The organism is Paenibacillus favisporus (genome assembly GCF_040545415.1).
Classification (GTDB): Bacteria; Bacillota; Bacilli; order Paenibacillales; family Paenibacillaceae; genus Paenibacillus_AQ; species Paenibacillus_AQ favisporus.
This window is the reverse complement of sequence record NZ_JBEPLV010000002.1, coordinates 547,744-564,263: the sequence shown is the minus strand read 5'-3', so window position 1 is coordinate 564,263 and position 16,520 is coordinate 547,744. Positions and strand designations below refer to the sequence as shown.

The 16,520-nt window shown below is 46.0% G+C and carries 14 protein-coding genes; 3 read left to right on the top strand and 11 right to left on the bottom strand.

The genetic code is table 11. The features are described 5' to 3' along the window. The first annotated feature begins 148 nt into the window (after window positions 1-148). The gene (locus tag ABID47_RS10695) at window positions 149-952 is read left to right on the top strand and encodes an inositol monophosphatase family protein (RefSeq protein WP_354496499.1); all 804 of its coding nucleotides are present in this window, start codon (window positions 149-151) and stop codon (window positions 950-952) included. A 115-nt stretch (window positions 953-1,067) separates the two neighbouring features. On the opposite strand, the gene ABID47_RS10690 is transcribed toward ABID47_RS10695, so the two are convergent. From ABID47_RS10690 to ABID47_RS10650, 9 genes are all read right to left on the bottom strand, one after another. After that, window positions 1,068-3,194, bottom strand: coding sequence for a glycoside hydrolase family 3 N-terminal domain-containing protein (locus tag ABID47_RS10690; protein WP_354496497.1), 2,127 nt, complete (start codon window positions 3,192-3,194; stop codon window positions 1,068-1,070). Between the two features lie 20 nt (window positions 3,195-3,214). Next, window positions 3,215-4,600 (bottom strand): family 4 glycosyl hydrolase, encoded by a 1,386-nt coding sequence (locus tag ABID47_RS10685; RefSeq protein ID WP_354496495.1) that lies wholly within the window; start codon window positions 4,598-4,600, stop codon window positions 3,215-3,217. A 22-nt stretch (window positions 4,601-4,622) separates the two neighbouring features. Then, window positions 4,623-5,462: a carbohydrate ABC transporter permease gene (locus ABID47_RS10680; protein WP_354496493.1), complete on the bottom strand. Its 840-nt coding sequence runs from the start codon at window positions 5,460-5,462 to the stop codon at window positions 4,623-4,625. Next, window positions 5,462-6,385, bottom strand: a complete 924-nt coding sequence (locus ABID47_RS10675; RefSeq protein ID WP_354496491.1) for a carbohydrate ABC transporter permease — start codon at window positions 6,383-6,385, stop codon at window positions 5,462-5,464. Before ABID47_RS10675 ends, ABID47_RS10680 begins: the two co-directional genes overlap by 1 nt. 79 nt (window positions 6,386-6,464) lie before the next feature. Next, entirely contained in the window at window positions 6,465-7,787 is a 1,323-nt protein-coding gene (locus ABID47_RS10670) for an ABC transporter substrate-binding protein (RefSeq protein ID WP_354496489.1), read from the bottom strand. Between the two features lie 60 nt (window positions 7,788-7,847). Continuing rightward, window positions 7,848-8,573, bottom strand: a complete 726-nt coding sequence (locus tag ABID47_RS10665) for a glucosamine-6-phosphate deaminase (RefSeq protein WP_354496487.1) — start codon at window positions 8,571-8,573, stop codon at window positions 7,848-7,850. Then, window positions 8,542-9,504, bottom strand: a complete 963-nt coding sequence (locus tag ABID47_RS10660; protein ID WP_354496485.1) for an ROK family protein — start codon at window positions 9,502-9,504, stop codon at window positions 8,542-8,544. The genes ABID47_RS10665 and ABID47_RS10660 overlap by 32 nt, the downstream gene beginning before the upstream one ends. Before the next feature lie 171 nt (window positions 9,505-9,675). Then, complete coding sequence (locus tag ABID47_RS10655) at window positions 9,676-10,803, bottom strand: ROK family transcriptional regulator (protein WP_354496483.1); 1,128 nt, start codon at window positions 10,801-10,803, stop codon at window positions 9,676-9,678. Between the two features lie 433 nt (window positions 10,804-11,236). After that, on the bottom strand, window positions 11,237-11,884 hold the full coding sequence (locus ABID47_RS10650) for a hypothetical protein (RefSeq protein WP_354496481.1): 648 nt from the start codon (window positions 11,882-11,884) through the stop codon (window positions 11,237-11,239). A gap of 623 nt (window positions 11,885-12,507) precedes the next feature. Between ABID47_RS10650 and ABID47_RS10645 the strand changes: the two genes are divergently transcribed. Beyond that, window positions 12,508-13,356 (top strand): stalk domain-containing protein, encoded by an 849-nt coding sequence (locus ABID47_RS10645; RefSeq protein WP_354496479.1) that lies wholly within the window; start codon window positions 12,508-12,510, stop codon window positions 13,354-13,356. A 124-nt stretch (window positions 13,357-13,480) separates the two neighbouring features. Here the strand turns inward: ABID47_RS10645 and ABID47_RS10640 are convergent, their stop codons facing one another. Next, window positions 13,481-14,263 carry a hypothetical protein gene (locus ABID47_RS10640; RefSeq protein WP_354496477.1) on the bottom strand — a complete coding sequence of 261 codons (783 nt, stop codon included), beginning with the start codon at window positions 14,261-14,263 and terminating at the stop codon, window positions 13,481-13,483. Window positions 14,264-14,567: 304 nt separating this feature from the next. Continuing rightward, a complete protein-coding gene (gene lepB / locus ABID47_RS10635) occupies window positions 14,568-15,140 on the bottom strand; it encodes a signal peptidase I (RefSeq protein WP_354496475.1) in 573 nt (190 codons plus the stop codon). Window positions 15,141-16,211: 1,071 nt separating this feature from the next. Here lepB and ABID47_RS10630 point away from each other — a divergent pair. After that, a complete protein-coding gene (locus ABID47_RS10630) occupies window positions 16,212-16,457 on the top strand; it encodes a hypothetical protein (protein ID WP_354496473.1) in 246 nt (81 codons plus the stop codon). Window positions 16,458-16,520: the final 63 nt, after the last annotated feature.

Here is a 16,520-nt window from a genome sequence, read left to right as displayed (position 1 = left end):
TTTTAAATTCCGAAGAACAATCGAAGACTGCTCGGATGATTTACTACCCGTCCAATACTTAACCCTTGTTGGCTTACTTATAAGATATAATTAATGAAAGTACTTGATCTAACTAAGCATTTTAAAAACAGGCCCGGAGGTTTTTCATATGCCCAAACCTTATCTTCAACTGCTCAAGGAATGCGTAATCGAGTTAGGAAAAAATAGTTTACTTCATTTAGAAGGACACCTGAATACAGGTCTGAAAGGATCGCATAAAGAATTAGTCACTTTAGTGGACCGTCAAAATGAACACATTGCTGCACAACGAATCCATGAAAGTTACCCCCATCACAAAATCATGGGAGAAGAAAGTTACAGCGGAGATGCTTTTGAGCAGGACGATTTCGTTTGGGTTATTGATCCCATCGACGGGACAACAAACTATGTGCATCAGAAGCAGAGTTTTGCCATCTCGATCGCTTTGTACCGGGATGGACAAGGGTTATGCGGGGCTGTGTATGATCCTGTTAAGGAAGAGCTTTTCTGGGCAGAAAAAGGCTCCGGTGCTTATCTGAACAACCAGCGACTATGGATTCATACTGAATCAGCGGAATTATCCAGATCATTAATTGCGACATACATCCGATATGACCAGGAAGAAAAAGAGCTTGGATTGGATCGATTTGTATACCAAATAGCTAATGACTCCAGAGGAATCCGCATGACCGGATGCGGCTCGCTGGAATTAGCCTACGTGGCTTGCGGGCGATTTGATGCGTATTTTAGTTCTTACCAAAAGCCGTGGGATTTTGCTGCCGGTAAATTGCTAATCGAAGAATCAGGCGGTACCGTGACTTGTTTAAACGGAGAACCGGTTAAAGTATACCTCCCTGGCACCAGCATTCTTGCTGCCGGAAAAGACCTCCACCAAGAGATATTAGGAATTTCCAAAGCCGTTTTGTATTCCTGAGACTCTAACAAAATATAAAGTGTCCAATGAATAGTGCAAAAGACTATCCGATTACGGATAGTCTTTTGCTCGTTAAACATTAAAAGTTTAAGTGGCTTCTGTTTGACCGCATGACTCAATATTCGAACGTAAATAACGGATGTTCAAGATCGTTTATGTAGACCCGAAATTCTCCCGGTTCGACCGTCTTTCGTAAATCGGCATCTACATATCTCAAGTCCTCCAAGGTGATGGGCATCTCGACGTTCGCGGAACCATAAGCCGGAACCGGAACGACCCGGTATGCCTTCATTTCCCGAACCGGACGAACTGTCCTGGATACGACATCTTCAATATACAGGATGACGATCTCCGAGTATTCGTATTGGCTGGGATTATTAATCTGAAAGGTCACCCACAAATCCTCGGTCTCCGAAATTCGGCTGCCCGATATAGTGAAGTCCGAATAGGTCGCTTGGGTGTAAGTTAAGCCATGGCCAAACGCGAACAGCGGTCCGATGTCGCAATCCTGATACCGGCTGCTGTAGCTGGATGTGTTGGCTGGCCGGCCCGTGCTGTACTCGTTGTAATAAATCGGCGTCTGCGCAGAAACGCGCGGAAATGACATCGTCAGCTTACCTGTCGGAGTCGCTTGACCGGTCAGAAGCATTGCAACAGCCACCCCTGCCCTTGTCCCCGGGTACCAGCACCACAGCAATGCTGGCATATCGTCGACGATATCCTGCAGCGCCAGCGGCCGGCCGGAGAAGCAAACGCAGGCATACGGCAGCCCGGTTTTCTTTACATCCCGAATCAGCTGCTTTTGCTTGTCTTCCAGCTCGAGATAGACGCTGCTGTGTCCCTCTCCACTTTGCTCCCAATACTCGCCGATCGCCACAACGATGTAATCACATCGGTCCAGCACCTCTTTCGGGCAATCCTCCAGCGTAGCAAAAGTAGCGACCGACAGCGAGTCATCTGCCTGTTGTAAACCTTCTTCCAGCGATACGGCATCGCGGAAGCGGCCTTTGCAGGCCCAATTCCCGAGCAGCTCTCGCGTGCAAGCGAACGGTCCAACGAGAATAATGTTTCGGTGCTCCGGACGCAGCGGCAGCATCTCATTCTCGTTTTTCAGCAAAACGCAGCTTCGTATGCCCGCTTCTTCAGCGAGCGCAAGGGAAACCGGATTCAGAATAACTTCGTCTTCATTGGCTTCGTCAGCGAATGGATTTTCAAACAGGCCCAACTCGTTTTTGAGTCGCAGTACCTTCATCACGGCCGCGTCCACGTCCTCCAGCAGTTCCGGCCGCTCTGCAACGATGGCCTCAAAATGCTCCAGGTAATGCGTCGAAACCATCTCGATGTCGACGCCCGCTTCCAGCGCCAATTCGGCAGCTTCTTTACCGTCTCGGGCCACGCGGTGCTTCTGCAGCTCGGTAACTGCGCCCCAGTCAGAGATGACCAAATCTTCAAATCCGTACTGGCCTCTCAGAATTTCCTTGAGCATTTCGGAGCTGGCTGTTACCGGCACCCCATTGAAACTGTTAAACGAGCTCATGACCAATTTCGGCCGTTCCTGCAGCGCGATCTCATAAGGCTTGCCGTAGAACTCGAAAAATTCCCGCATGGACATATCGACGGCATTGTAATCTTTCCCCGCAACTCCCGCTCCGTACGCTGCAAAATGCTTCAGGCAGGCAGCGACGCCGTCCGGGGCGATTCGCCCATCGCGGAGGATTTTCTGATACCCGCGGATCATGGCTCTGCCCAAGTTGCCCGATAGCAAAGGGTCCTCGCCGAACGATTCCATGACCCGGCCCCAGCGGGCGTCCCTGACTAGATCCGTCATCGGAGAGAAATTGACGTGAATGCCGGCCGCCCGAAGCTCGGAAGCTGTCTCTTCTGCCACCAGTTTCACCAGCTGCTCGTCCCAACTGCAGGACAGGCCGAGGGGGATCGGGAAAATCGTCCGGTAACCGTGAATCGCGTCGTGCATGAAGAGCAAGGGGATTTTCAACCGGGAGCGCTGCAAGTACTCCGCCTGAATTCGATTGGTCGTTTCGGCGCCGGAGGCGCCAATGACGCTGCCGATCGTGTAGATCGTGTCCTCATCCAGGATGTGCTGCGGGTAGGCGGGTCCAGTCTCCACCATTTCCTCGTCGACTTGGCCGACGTAGAGCTCGCCCGTAATTTGCGACAACTGCCCGAACTTTTCTTTCAGCGTCATGGACGCCAGTAACTCTTTCAATCGGTTATTATCCATCTTAAGGCCTCTCTTCCGGATTACACCCATTCGAGGGCGGGCAAAATGTCCTTTTGAAGCTCGCACATTTCGTCGATCATCGCGCAGGCCTGATAATAAGTTGGCGCGCTTGGATCGAGCAGAATCGCTTGCAGCAGCTTCGTCTTCGACTTCTCAACGAACGCTTCGAGCAGCAGCTTGTGAATGGTGCCTTGAATGTGAATCGTACCAATCACCGCCGTCGGCAGGTCAACGGTCATCGGCTTCAGTGTGATACCTTGCCCATTGACGAACGCCTGCGTCTCAACCACCATATCGTCGGGAAGACCACGGATAGCGCTGTTGTTCGGCAAGTTCACGGAATTGATCTGCACCTCATCATCGAAAAAGATCGCCTCAATGATCGGAATGGCGTATTCGTTGCTCGGACTAACTTTCTCTTTATCGAACGTGTAAGCTTGTTTAACCCAGCTTTCCTGCGATTGCACACTGTCGAACAGTCCTTTGTCCAGGCTGCTGCCGCTCGCAGCATAGACAAAATCCGGTGTTCTCGAGCCTTCCTTCCACAGCTGCTCCCGAATTGGATTATAGCGGTACTGCAGCGACAGCCCCGCATAAAAATCATCTGCGTAAGAGACGTACTCACCAGAATGGTTCGTCCCCGGGTATGGATAATAGCCGTAAATGTGATACATCGCTCTTGACAGCCCGATATGATCGAACTGTGCCAGGCGATTTGCTTTGCCCTCTTTTTCGCGGAACAACGGATACAGATCTTCTCCTGTCTTCTTGTCCCAAATCTTCGTGAAGAAGCCGAAGTGGTTCAAGCCGCCGCCTTCGATGCCGATTTCTTCCGGCTTCCGCTCCAGAAACTCGCACAATTGATGGATACCCATATCCAAACCGTGGCAGAGGCCCACAATCTTAATGGAAGTTAACTTGGAAATGGCCGCTACCAATTTCGCTTCCGGATTCGTATAGTTGATGAACCAGGCGTCCGGGCATACCTTTTCCATCGTCCGGGCAATTTCGAGCATGGGTCCAAGATTGCGGAGCGTATGAAACATCGATCCCGGCCCGCCGTTCTCCCCGTAGATTTGCTTGCTGCCATAGCGGCGTGGAATATGAAAATCCTGAGACCAGTAGAAGTATCGGTCCACCTCGATCGCAACAATGGCGAAGTCGGCGCCCTGCAGCGCTTGCTCCAGATTCGTCGTCTGCCAGATCGAAGCCGGATGGGAAAAAGAATCAAACATTTCCTTCGCATATCGATACGTCCGGTTGACGTTCTCCTCGCTAATATCCATGAGTGCGATTTCAAGTTCCGCTTCGTTTCTGAGCCGTGGAGACAGAACGATATCCTGCAGGGCTCCCAAGGCGAACGAGACGCTTCCTGCTCCGATTAACGCAATCTTCATCTTTTTCATCGTTAAACAACTCCTTTGTGATCTATTCTTTCAAAGCACCCACCATGACGCCTGAAATAATCTTGCGTTGGAAGATGATGTAAGCCAGCGCAGCCGGAAGGGCCGAAACAATGGCAGCCGTGGCAATCATGGGATAATCCATGGTGAACTTGGTTTGAAAATAATTTAGTCCGACCGGCAGTGTTCTCAATGCGTCATTCTGGATCAAAATGGTCGGAAGCATAAAGTTGTTCCATGTTCCGATTGCCGTAAACACGATAAGGGACACCATGGGTGGATACAGCATCGGCATGATAATATGATACAAATTTTTCGCTTCAGTCGAGCCGTCGATCCGGGCCGATTCCAACAGGGCATAAGGGATGTCTTTCATAAACCCTCTCAGCAGAAAAATGGAGAACGGAATATTCATCGCGATTTGCGGCAGAATGAGTGCCCAAATCGTATTCAGCAAGCCCATGGACTTTAAATTGTTGAACAACGGAATGATGATCAAATCCAAAGGGACTGTCAGTCCCCAGAGGACGATCAGGAAGAAGACGCTTTTACCCTTGAATTTCATGAACGCAAATGGATAAGCGCCGAGCAGGGACAACAAAACGACCAGCACAACGACCACGACAGTAACAATGACGCTATTCTTATAATAAGTAAGAAAATTGCCGACTTCCCAGATACGAGAATAATTCTCCCAATGGAAAACATGTGGCAGCGCTAAGGGGCCGTTCATGTTGATATCGTTCATCGTTTTTAGTGATGTCATGATGACGAGCAGAAACGGAGCGACCGTCAACAGCGCCGTGCAAATCATGAAGGCATAAACAAGTGTGCGTCGCAAAAGCAAAGATCGGGTCATATTCATCAGCTTTGATCCCTTTCTCTCATCCAAATGATGGTTCTCGAAACGATGAGAATAAATAACGTCATAATAATGGAAGCGGCCGCTGCAAACCCCAACCGATTGACAATGAAGCCTTGCGTGTAGACATAATAGGAAATGACGTACGAGCTGTATCCCGGCCCGCCTTTGGTGGTGGCCATAACGATGTCAAACACGCTGAAGGAACTGATCGTCATTAGGATGATGACCGTCGTCATCGTTTGCCGCAGACCGGGAATGGTGACGTTCCAGAACTGGCCCCAAGCGCTGCAGCCGTCAATATTAGCGGCGTCGTACAATTGCGAATCCACGCTCTGCAGTGCTGCAGTGAAGAGCATCGTTGTATAGCCGAAGCTGCCCCATACGAAAATGACAAACAGAGCGTACATGACAAGATCAGGATTACCAAGCCAGCCGGTCATCGGTCGTGCGATGCCGAGATGATCCAGAATCGTGGACAGCGGACCAAAGCTTGGATCGTAAATCCACTTCCAGATCACCGCTGCAATAACGGAAGAGATAATCTGTGGGAAGAAAAAGCCCATTTGGAACCACTTCGTGAATCGGATATTCCCACGAACAAGCAAATTAGCAAAAATAAGACCCAGTCCGACGGGAATCGTCGCGCCGCCAACGACCCACAGCAGCGTGTTCTTGATCGCCTGCAAGAACATTGGCTCGTCGGTAAACAGATGAATATAATTTTGTAATCCGATAAACTTCTTCGGACTAATCCCATCCCAGTTCGTCATGCTGATATAAAACGTTTGCAGCGCCGGCCAAATCATGAAGAGAGCGAGCATCGCAAATGCCGGCAGAAGGAACAAGTACGCCAGCGGATTGGTCTTCTCAGCTCCAATTCGTCTGAACCTACGTCGCGGCTGGGGCACGGCTTCTTGTCTCATATTAATCACCTCAATCTTGCAGGATGGATGTCCTTTAACCTGGACGAGTTAAAGGACATCTTGACATGTGTCCATGTGCCTACTGTCCTTGAGCTGCCTCGGTCAGCTTGTTGTACTCCTGCTTAATCTCATTCCATGCCTTCTCAGGTGTGGTTTTCTGGAAGTACATTAACTGCATTTGTTTGTTGATAATATCGAGCAGTCCCGGAACGGCATTGTCGAGGTAGTAGCCCAGTTGGGTACCTTCAATGGCCTGATCGAAGCCTCTCTTCAAGTCGGAAGCCTCAACCCCAGACATGTCCGCTTTGATCGTTGGTGTCATGCCGCCTTCATACCAAAGCTTGACGACATCCGGGTTCATGAACGTGTCTATGAAATCCAGTGCCGCTTGCTTTTTTTCACCGCTTAGATTGGCGTTCAGCGCCCATCCGCCATCTGTTGGATTTACGATCCGGTGTTCCTTGCTGTTCACATCTTGCTGAGGGAAGGCAAATGCTCCGATCGGCATCTTTGTATCATCAAAAGTCGGGATGACCCAGTTGCCACTGAGCACCATCGCAGACTGTCCCTTCGCAAAATAGGTCGGCACCGCAGTGTCGTCGATTGACGCGTCTTCCTTCCGAAAATATCCGCTTTTGTCCCATTCGTTAATTTGGTTCAGCGCTGCCGTAAACGCTTGCTCGAACTTTGGCGTAATACCTTGCTGGAAGTAGAACTTATTGATATCGTCCACCGGCACCTGGTTATACAGCATGTGGAACACTGCCCATATTTTCGTTCTATTGGTCATACCGCCATTCTCCAATGGAATGTATCCGGCTTCCTTGACCTTGGATAGAATCGTGTTAAATTCATCCACCGTCTTCGGCGGCATCAAATTCAGCTTCGAAAAAATGTCTTTGTTGTAGTAAACAACGATGGGAGCATTCGCAAACGGAACGCTGTAGTACTTGCCCGGCGTTCTGGCGTTTTGGAAGTCAATCGCCCCGTTTACTTCTTTGTCGATCCAGCCTCGGCTCTTTATATCTTCAGTAATGTCCATGAGGTAGTTGTTTTTCTGCAGCATCTGCTGCATGGTATCGTCGACGTAGACGATATCCTGCCCTGAGCCGGAATTGAAGGACAGCTTTAGGTTTTGCGTATATTCAGACCATGGACTAGGGTTGTATTCAATGGTGACGTCGGGATGTGTCTTGTTGAAGATCTTGATCGTTTCATTCATGATGTTGACCCGGGCTTCGTCGGTCATGGAGGAAGTGACGTTCAACGTAATTTTGCCTGAACCGGATGAGCCGCCGGAAGAAGACCCAGCCGAATCCCCTCCATTGGAACCGCAACCAAAAAGGCTGACAATCATGACGGTCAAACTGACGAACAAAAGACCTGCTTTCATTTTAGACATTGGAATGCCCCCTCTTCTCATCTCTAAAATAGTTTACTGCCTAGCCGTGGGGTTCGCTTTTCAGCGAACCAACGCTGCGGCTGCCTCGTCCATGTAGACGTAGACATTGGGATGGCGCTGCAGAACCGTGACCGGTATCTCGCTCGTCACCTCGTGCTTAAGAGCCTTTCTCATGATATCCGCTTTTTTGTCTCCGTCCGCGATTAGAATCACAGTACCGGCTTGCATTAGATGTTTGATCCCGAGTGTAATTCCCTTTTGGACGTCCTTATGATCCGGAAAGTATTTTACGGAAACCTGCTTCGTAGTAGAGTCGAGGTCCGTCACATACGAATACCCTTCAAAGTCGGCATAGGGTTCATTAAAGCCCAAATGACCGTTCATTCCAACGCCGAGCAGCAATAAATCAATCGTTCCGTGTGCCCCGATAAAGTCGTCCATCGCCTTGCATTCCGCTTCCAGATCATTGCTGGTCCCGTTAAAGAAATGGATATTTTGCTCCTTAATTCCGCATGGTTCGAATAAATGGCGGTCCATCGTCTCCCGGCAGCTTCCTTCATCCGAAGCTCCTAGTCCAACCCATTCGTCCAGACTGATAAATTTGCACTGATCAAGGCTTAACCTTCCCTGGCGCACCGCTTCTACTAAACAGGAGAACGTGCCGAGCGGAGTATTGCCGGCAGCAAAGCAAACCAGCGAGTCAGGTTTTTGCTTGATTTGATGAATAATCAATTCGGCGGCTTGTGACGACATTTCATGATAATTGCGTGCGATATGCGTTTTCATGCCAATCCCCCCTGTTTAAATCCATACCTGCTTTTTCAAATGCTAGCGCGACTGCTCCGATGGCCCCCGCTTCTTCCCCGATGGAAGTCAATTCGATCGAAGTGGGAATCGGCGTCAAGCTCGACACCGTTGAGCGAATAAGTTCGAGCACCGGTTCCAACGATTGTGAGACTCCACCGCAAAGAATGACCTTCTGGGGATTAAGCAGACTCACCATGTTAGCAATCCCGATCGACAAATCTGTCACGAACTGTTGGATGATCCCTTTCGACTTCTCGTCGCCGCGAGCGTATTGCTCGAATAGTTCATGAGGCAACGCACCGTATTGTGATAAGGCAACTCCTGAGATCTTCTTCTCAAATTGGCCGAAATCGCCGAAAGCGTTGACACGATCGCCGAGCATGTCCTGCTCGACAACCAAATACGCGACTTCCCCGGCCATATAGTTGCTGCCCTTCACCAACGATCCGTTCGCCATGATCGCACTGCCCACGCCCGTTCCGATCGCTACGACGACAAAATCTTCCGAGTTTTTCGCTGAGCCAAGCCACTTCTCGCCAAGTGCCGTACAATTGACATCGTTGTCAACGAAAATCGGCTTGTCGAAGTACCGCTGCATACATTCCCGAAACGGTACATGATCCCACTGCAGCGCAGGCGCCTCGATCACGCTGCCTTCCTCGCTGTTGGTAATGCCCGGAACCCCGAAGCCCATGGCGGCCACTTGATCCAGAGAGATGCCGGCGGCGCGCAGACTTTCCTTGATATGCTCAGAAATAACGTCAAATTCGCTGCTGGTGTTCACTTTTTTCCTGTGTACGATATCGCCGGCTTGGTTAGCGATCAGAATCATGATCTTCGTTCCGCCGATATCGACTCCGACACCGTATAACTGTTCAGCTTGAGACAGCTGTGCATTGTTCCTTTTCACTGTTTAATCACTCTGTCGGCACCCCAGTTTCCGCTGTTTTAAGTTAGTTTGTTCTGTGTACGTACTAACTAAAACGAATAATAAACCGATTTCATAGGGATGTCAATAAAAAAATGCGGTTGGTTCTACATTCGAACCAACCGCATGTGAATTAAGTTTGTGAGCAAACTCCTAAATAACGTTCTGTTCCTGATCAAAGGCGTAAGCGATAACACCAAGGACCCCAGCTTCTACACCCATTTGTGAAGTCTCTACTGTCGTTCGAATCGGGGTCATCCGGTCAACGGTGGAACGGATTTCAGCTAACACGGGCTCCAGATACCCGGCCAATTCGCCTCCTAGAATCACTTTCTCGGGGTTAAGCAGGCTGACCATGTTGGCGATCCCGATCGATAGGTGTGTAACGAAATGGCTCACCGTTTGAACGGATTGGGGATCATCTTGTGCATAGGCTCGGAAAAGAGCCTGGACCGAGCTCTCGTCATCAGCGAGCGACTTGCCCGAAACCTTTTTCTCAAAGACGCCGAATTGTCCGGCTACATTCACCTGATTCCGCATGACGTCTTCTTCTTGGATCAGATATGCGATTTCTCCGGCCATGAAATCCTTGCCATGCACCAGGTTCCCATTCGCGACAATCGCGCTGCCGACACCCGAGCCCATTCCGATCGAGATGTAGATAAAATTCTCCAGGTCCTTGGCCCCGCCGACCCAACGTTCACCAAGAGCCGCGCAGTTCACGTCGTTGTTTGCGTAGATGGGCTTTGCCAAGTATTTTTTCATTTCGTCGACAAAGGCAACATCCTTCCAGCCAAGCTCTGGCGCATCCACAATGATTCCTTTTTTACTGTTGGTAAGACCCGGAATACAGAATCCAATGGCTATCACTTTATCCATCGATATAGACGCTTTATCTAAACTCGCTAGGATGCACTCATAGATTGTCTTAAAGTCGTTGCCTGAGTCCGATCGATCTTTCCATACCATGTTCCCATCCAAATCCGTGATGCAGATAAACAGCCCGTCCGCCATCAGCTCGACGCCAACCCCGAAACCGGATTTCGGATTAAATTCGAGCTCGATCGCCCTTCTCCCGCCTTCCCTGGTTGATGACCCGAGACCGGTTTCCACCACGAATTTCTTGGCGATCAATTCGTCGACGATGGACGAGACTGTGGAACGGCTAAAATTGAGACGCTGTGCGACTTTGGCACGGCTGATGGGCTGCTGGGAGCGTATCGTTTCGAGTACGAGATCCCTATTAATTTTTTTTAAAAGCTCCAAGTTTCCTTTTCTCACAATCCCATTCTCCCTGCATTAGGTTTAAGCCTAATGTAATCCATAGGACTAAACCCGTCAAATAGACAGATCTGCAGGGAGATTATTCTTTTGCTCCGGCGATTAGTCTTGTTCATCTAAAATAAAAACGAAGCGTTAAATACTGCTTCGTTTTTTTTAAACCTTTTTCAATTAATGCGAAAAAAGTGTAAGAATCTTTTTCAATTTTTATGATTTTGAATAAAGCTTACGAACACTTGTTAGGTCGGGTATTTATGTATACGTACACACGATAAATCCTTATTTTTACTTAGATTATCCATAATATGATATCCAAGGGGCACTTCAGAAAACTAAAAAATTCGTACGCTAAGCAATTCATTACAACACAAACCGGACTCTTTATTCAAAAATGAATCCGGTTTTTGTGTTGTGATTTAGCTATTGTATCCCGTTAGTTGAAAAATTGATTGGTCCCCGTCATCCCCGATTCATTTGCGTAAGCTGAGTAATCTTTTAATAACTGCACCCACACTATATCGTTAACAACGAAGTCCCAATTGGCATTTTTAACACCATTTGGAGTAGCTTCGGGAACCAGATTCTTTGCAATCGCGGACCATTGTTTACTTATCTCATAGATGCCCTTTATCTTTTCGAATTGTTTCTCGTTAAGCGTAAGAGTTGACTTAGGCGGTGTACAATCCCCGAGGACTCCATTTCCGATCAGTTGCCTAGCCAGAAAAAAATGAATATCCTGAGCTGCGTTTGCTGTTATTTGGTCAGTTTGTACGTCGTTCACCTTTTTTAAAGATTTTGCGGTCTGAAGCAATTCTTCATATTCCGTCCCGATCGATTTAAAATTGTAACAAAGTGAAGTCGCCTGATTGGGCAGCATTTCTTTCTTGCCACTGTTCATGTATTGATGAAGGGTCTCTTCGCTAACCAATACGGCTGTCAAAAAATCCGATAATGATTGACTTAATTTAGCGGAAATATATCTTTCATACCTCTGGTTTTCCTTAAACTGCACAAATATAACGATCATTGAGATAATTAACAAAACCATATATATTGCAACAAGAACTCGTTTTATTGTCATTCAGCACCTCCCCTGTACCGATAATGATATTTAAGACGCTTCATAACAACAATTGTTTCGATTCCATGCGCTTATTTCTGCGATACTGTGCGTTATTTCAAGACTTGGGGCATCCCTCTACTTTTGCCTGCTGCAATATCATTATCGTTCTCCGTTAGCTAAATCATTAATCAATTATTTGCTCTTAAATAGTGCAACAGCTATTACTATCAATCCGCTTAAAAGGAACAATGATGCAAAAATGTTATCACTGAAACCCGGAATTTGAGCAATAGTACTTCTCCAGTCATTCGTCCCGCATAAAAACCTGCCAATTTAATATTACCAGCTATTACAGCTCATTCTATGGTATAAATTAGCCCCGACACAACAATAAACATTGACCAAGATCGATTACGATTCTCTGATACTTTCATCGTAAGCTCCTATAGTTCGGTCGTTTCGCGAGGTGACCACTCCAAGACGAAATGGATCTCGAATTATTCTTTAGGAGCTCTTCGCTTCATGATTTGGGCAGGTAACGGGTTGATGTAAATGATTTAACCAGCAGGCATTGAGAATAATTCTAACAAAAATGGACAGTTTAAAAGTATTATAGGAGCAGTATTAAGTATTACGGAGGAATGATGAAGAACAGACAGCTTGTTACCACAACGATCTTAGCTTCGTTAATTTTTTCAAACGTTGCTTTCGCTGAAACTCCAATCAAAATTGTCTTTCATAAGAAAGAAATTCGATCAGATGTTTCTCCACAATTAATAGAAGGCAAGGCCATGGTCCCTCTTGAGGCTATGGGACAAGCACTGGGATACGATGTACAACGAGACCACCAGAAAAATACAGTATATATTATGGATAAAGAGCCAATTCCACAGTTGGTGGCAGCATTACCAGCTGCAGGTGCCACCCTTTACGCCGTTATAAAAGACGGATACTTTACGAACTTTGAACTAAAAGTTAACAATGGAATAAGACATTTTCCTTACTGGAGAAGTTCAATAAATCGAGAAATAGAGCTTTATTATTCAGATATTAATCAAGATGGAGTCAACGAGCTTGTCATTATCCTGACAACCGGTGCCGGATCAGGTGTATCTGAGAAGGAAGTTCACGTATTTAATTTGGGTCGATCGACACCTGGAGAGTTTTTGAATGAAAGTTATGTTGATAACCCCATAATCGTGGCTATGAAGAATGTAAAGACTAAATTAACTGCAGCAAACGCTGAAATCACTATCGGTAATAGAAGAACGGTTGTCAATATCGAGAAGTCGGGAATTAATCCATCGCATCTATTTAAGGATATTGCATACGGCAGCATTATCGAATACGAAATACGAAATGGCGAGTTAACAGCAATCCTCCCCACTCTTATAACTCCCGGAGGCGAGAGTGTTGGAAGCATAATCATCACTTACGAATACAAAGATAAGATGTACCAGGATAAAAATGTTATGTTTGTACCAAATTAACCAAATAGCCAACCTTCGGAGAGATTATCTCTTGAACTTAACTTCGTGCTAATAAATTTGCAAAGAAAAAAGGAAGTGAGGACGCTCACTTCCTTTTTCCTGATCAGTCTTGCATCCCCATGATCTAATCTTCTCGTCTACACTGTTTGGCAGTTTCTTTCTCAGAAACAGCCTTTTCTATCTCAACTTTAATTATCTTAACACCGTTTTCTGGAGTGTCACTCAACGTAACATGGATTCTATCGTAGGGAATATCACCATGATGTGAGCTATAATTTAACGCACTCAAATGAACAATATGTCTTTTTGTATTCCCTTTTATTCTTTCAATTTTATCTATTCGGGGACACATGATAAAATCCGAGTAAGTTTCATCGAAATAAGGATAGTATCTGAAGTATAAAGTCTCTTCAAGCAGCTCCTCTTTAGAAACTCCTACACTTTCATATTTCCACCCGACTAATAGCCAGTCGAACAGTTCTCTGGATTGCAATCGAACCTTCTTATTGTTCCAGGTGTATATAACCTCACCTTCCGCTGGCGTGCATATCTTTGTTTTGGATGCAGATGAACAATTATATGCAGGCTCAATAACTGAAACATTACCGTTTTTCATGTTTATTCTCAAATTCGGGAGAGTAGAAGTTTTATTAAGCTCAAGTTCAGTTGGTCCAGTGGAAAGGTTTGATGTGTTAATCCATTTGATAACCTTTTCGATGACTACTTCTTCATACCCATCATTTTCCCTAAATAAGCGAGAATGACCGTATAAACCGTTTACTTGAACAGATGAAATATCCTCTCGTGTTAGTAACGGTTTCTGTAATTGAAAATCTGCTTTTGTAATATCTATTTGGAAAAATAATTCAGAAATCACAACAAGCATTAGTAATACCCACTTTTTCATAAGCATCACGCCTCCGCACTTTCTTATGGATACCACATGAACTCTGGTATTTTTACGTAGACCCCATGATCGGTTATTATTTCTTCCGTATTGGGTCCGATATCGTTCATGTTTCTGGCGATTTCTGATTCGTTAAATCCTTTTACTTGGTCTACTCGCGCAAAATCACCAAATGTAGTAACAATCAGCCCAATCCGTTCATTCTCTTGAACATTACACTCCGTCGGATGAAGTTGTGCGGGACATCCTGGATGCAGAAGAAAAGGCATGGTGCAGCTTCTGGTAAGGAAGTGTTCCTTTGAATTTATTTGGTTACTCCGATGACTTTACCAATTAGTTTTTGGCTTTCTATAGGTCCAAATAATGTGCTATCTATACTCCGCCACCAGTTATCACCGATAATAAAGAAGCAGTCGTCAGGAACCTTCACTTCCTTCATATCGCTATCCACTTTTGAGTAGTCACTTGGGTATGGATATTTGCCATAGAAGGTATCTAACTTAGATCCATTAACGTAAATTTGGTAATCCTTCATACTAACCTTCTCTCCTGGCAAGGCAATGATTCTCGCTATACTATTTTCAGGTGGGTTTAATTTGGGATTAAATGAATGATCGAAATGAGGGGTTTTATAATAAACAACATCACCCCTTTTGAAGTTCTTGTCATTAGTATCTACGATGGAGTAACCATGAATTAAATAAATATATTGTTCGAACATTTGATCACTATAAAATTTTATTTTGAGATAATTTGCTGGAGGATCCTTAATAATCTCGACTTTTTCTAATGTATCCGCATCTTCTATGATTGAGTTACTATCAGTGCATCCGGCTAACAATGATAATGTCAATAACGATATTAAAAAAAACTTCAAATAAACTCACACCCCTCCTGATTTATTTACTATCGGTTTCTCGCCTTTGCGATCAGATTCTTGCGCTGCTCGATGACGATGAGCTCAGGTTGCTCTTTTGCATACTGAAATATTTCCTCAAACTTGTCTTCCATGAGTCATCCGTCCCTGTTGTTCATAAAGAGCGCTAGTCGTAGCGGAAGAAAACCGCCTTGGCGGTTCTTCGTTAGCTTAACGAGGATAATTTGTTTTTGTGCTTAAAGTAATACCACCCTGAACTAAAAGCGATCACAAGATGTAACAGATAAGGTGAGTATTCAACATATCTTTCTGGAATTCTTGCCATTAGATCTATGGTTAAAAACCCCCAAGTCAACTGATACATGAAATTTAGGAAAAATATGGGCTTTCGTATACGATGCCAATCTTTTGAATATATCGCGATCCCCAAAAAGATTTGAATAAAGCACCAGATTAAGCTCAATTCTGCCGACTCTATACCCCAAAAAAACTGTAATATCGGTGGGAAATATAATATTCCCATAGCTGTTGTTGCACACCCGATAGCCGGTAAAAAGTTATCTGCTTTTATTTGAATCCCTCCTTAATGTAATTTAGCGCCGTCATCCTTCAGCAAGTCGCTCAATCAACGAATTTTAATCTGCGTTCATCAAAGGTATTTTCATCTGAAGTGCCGAACCCGTAGCCGTCAGCAATAACAGACCGAACTGGAACAAGGAGTGTTAAGATTATTTTCGTTTGCTTACCACTAACACAGTCACAATAGAAAGTAATTCAAATCATTTGCTTAATGAAAGAAGCAGCCTGCTTTGGGGTCGGCTGCCTTCAAACGTCTTTATTGAGCTATTGTTTCCGTTAGTTTAGCCTTTGATAAGTTCAAGTATATCCTCATTCCATATCAAGAGCGCCCTAACACGCACACCGCCAACTTGCAGCAAGCCGATGGCTTTTCCTTATACGTATTTGACAAGTTTGCCTTTAACGCTGCTATAGGACGTCTGTCACTTAGCAGCCACCCGGAGTACTATGTCGATATTGAAAAGCTGCCTGCTAATTACGATTTAGCTCAGCTTGCAGCTGCAGGTAAAAAAGGAGTTGGTTTCGTTCGGCGAAGTATCCGATCATAGCGGAGAACTTGTCGAGCATCCGCTGGGCTTTACCGAGCTCTATCTTCAATCCTCGGGAGGTGAAGGGATTCACGATTATATCGTGTGGAAGTCAGAAGCAGGCGATGCCTTCCTGTTTCGTCTTCGCAATCCCAACGGCGAGGAGGCATCGGATTTTGCCGGTCCCATCCTCGTTTCCGGTTCAAAGTGATGCGAGATAGAAGAACACCTGGATTATTACCCGGTAATCCGACTTAAATAAAAAACGCCTGAT

Bases quoted from the DNA above. Each gene is read 5' to 3' on its own strand.
- ABID47_RS10675 (WP_354496491.1), bottom strand. From the start codon at position 6,385: ATGAGACAAGAAGCCGTGCCCCAGCCGCGACGTAGGTTCAGACGAATT.
- ABID47_RS10695 (WP_354496499.1), top strand. From the start codon at position 149: ATGCCCAAACCTTATCTTCAACTGCTCAAGGAATGCGTAATCGAGTTA.
- ABID47_RS10670 (WP_354496489.1), bottom strand. From the start codon at position 7,787: ATGTCTAAAATGAAAGCAGGTCTTTTGTTCGTCAGTTTGACCGTCATG.
- ABID47_RS10690 (WP_354496497.1), bottom strand. From the start codon at position 3,194: ATGGATAATAACCGATTGAAAGAGTTACTGGCGTCCATGACGCTGAAA.
- ABID47_RS10640 (WP_354496477.1), bottom strand. From the start codon at position 14,263: ATGAAAAAGTGGGTATTACTAATGCTTGTTGTGATTTCTGAATTATTT.
- ABID47_RS10680 (WP_354496493.1), bottom strand. From the start codon at position 5,462: ATGAATATGACCCGATCTTTGCTTTTGCGACGCACACTTGTTTATGCC.
- ABID47_RS10665 (WP_354496487.1), bottom strand. From the start codon at position 8,573: ATGAAAACGCATATCGCACGCAATTATCATGAAATGTCGTCACAAGCC.
- ABID47_RS10645 (WP_354496479.1), top strand. From the start codon at position 12,508: ATGATGAAGAACAGACAGCTTGTTACCACAACGATCTTAGCTTCGTTA.
- ABID47_RS10650 (WP_354496481.1), bottom strand. From the start codon at position 11,884: ATGACAATAAAACGAGTTCTTGTTGCAATATATATGGTTTTGTTAATT.
- ABID47_RS10685 (WP_354496495.1), bottom strand. From the start codon at position 4,600: ATGAAAAAGATGAAGATTGCGTTAATCGGAGCAGGAAGCGTCTCGTTC.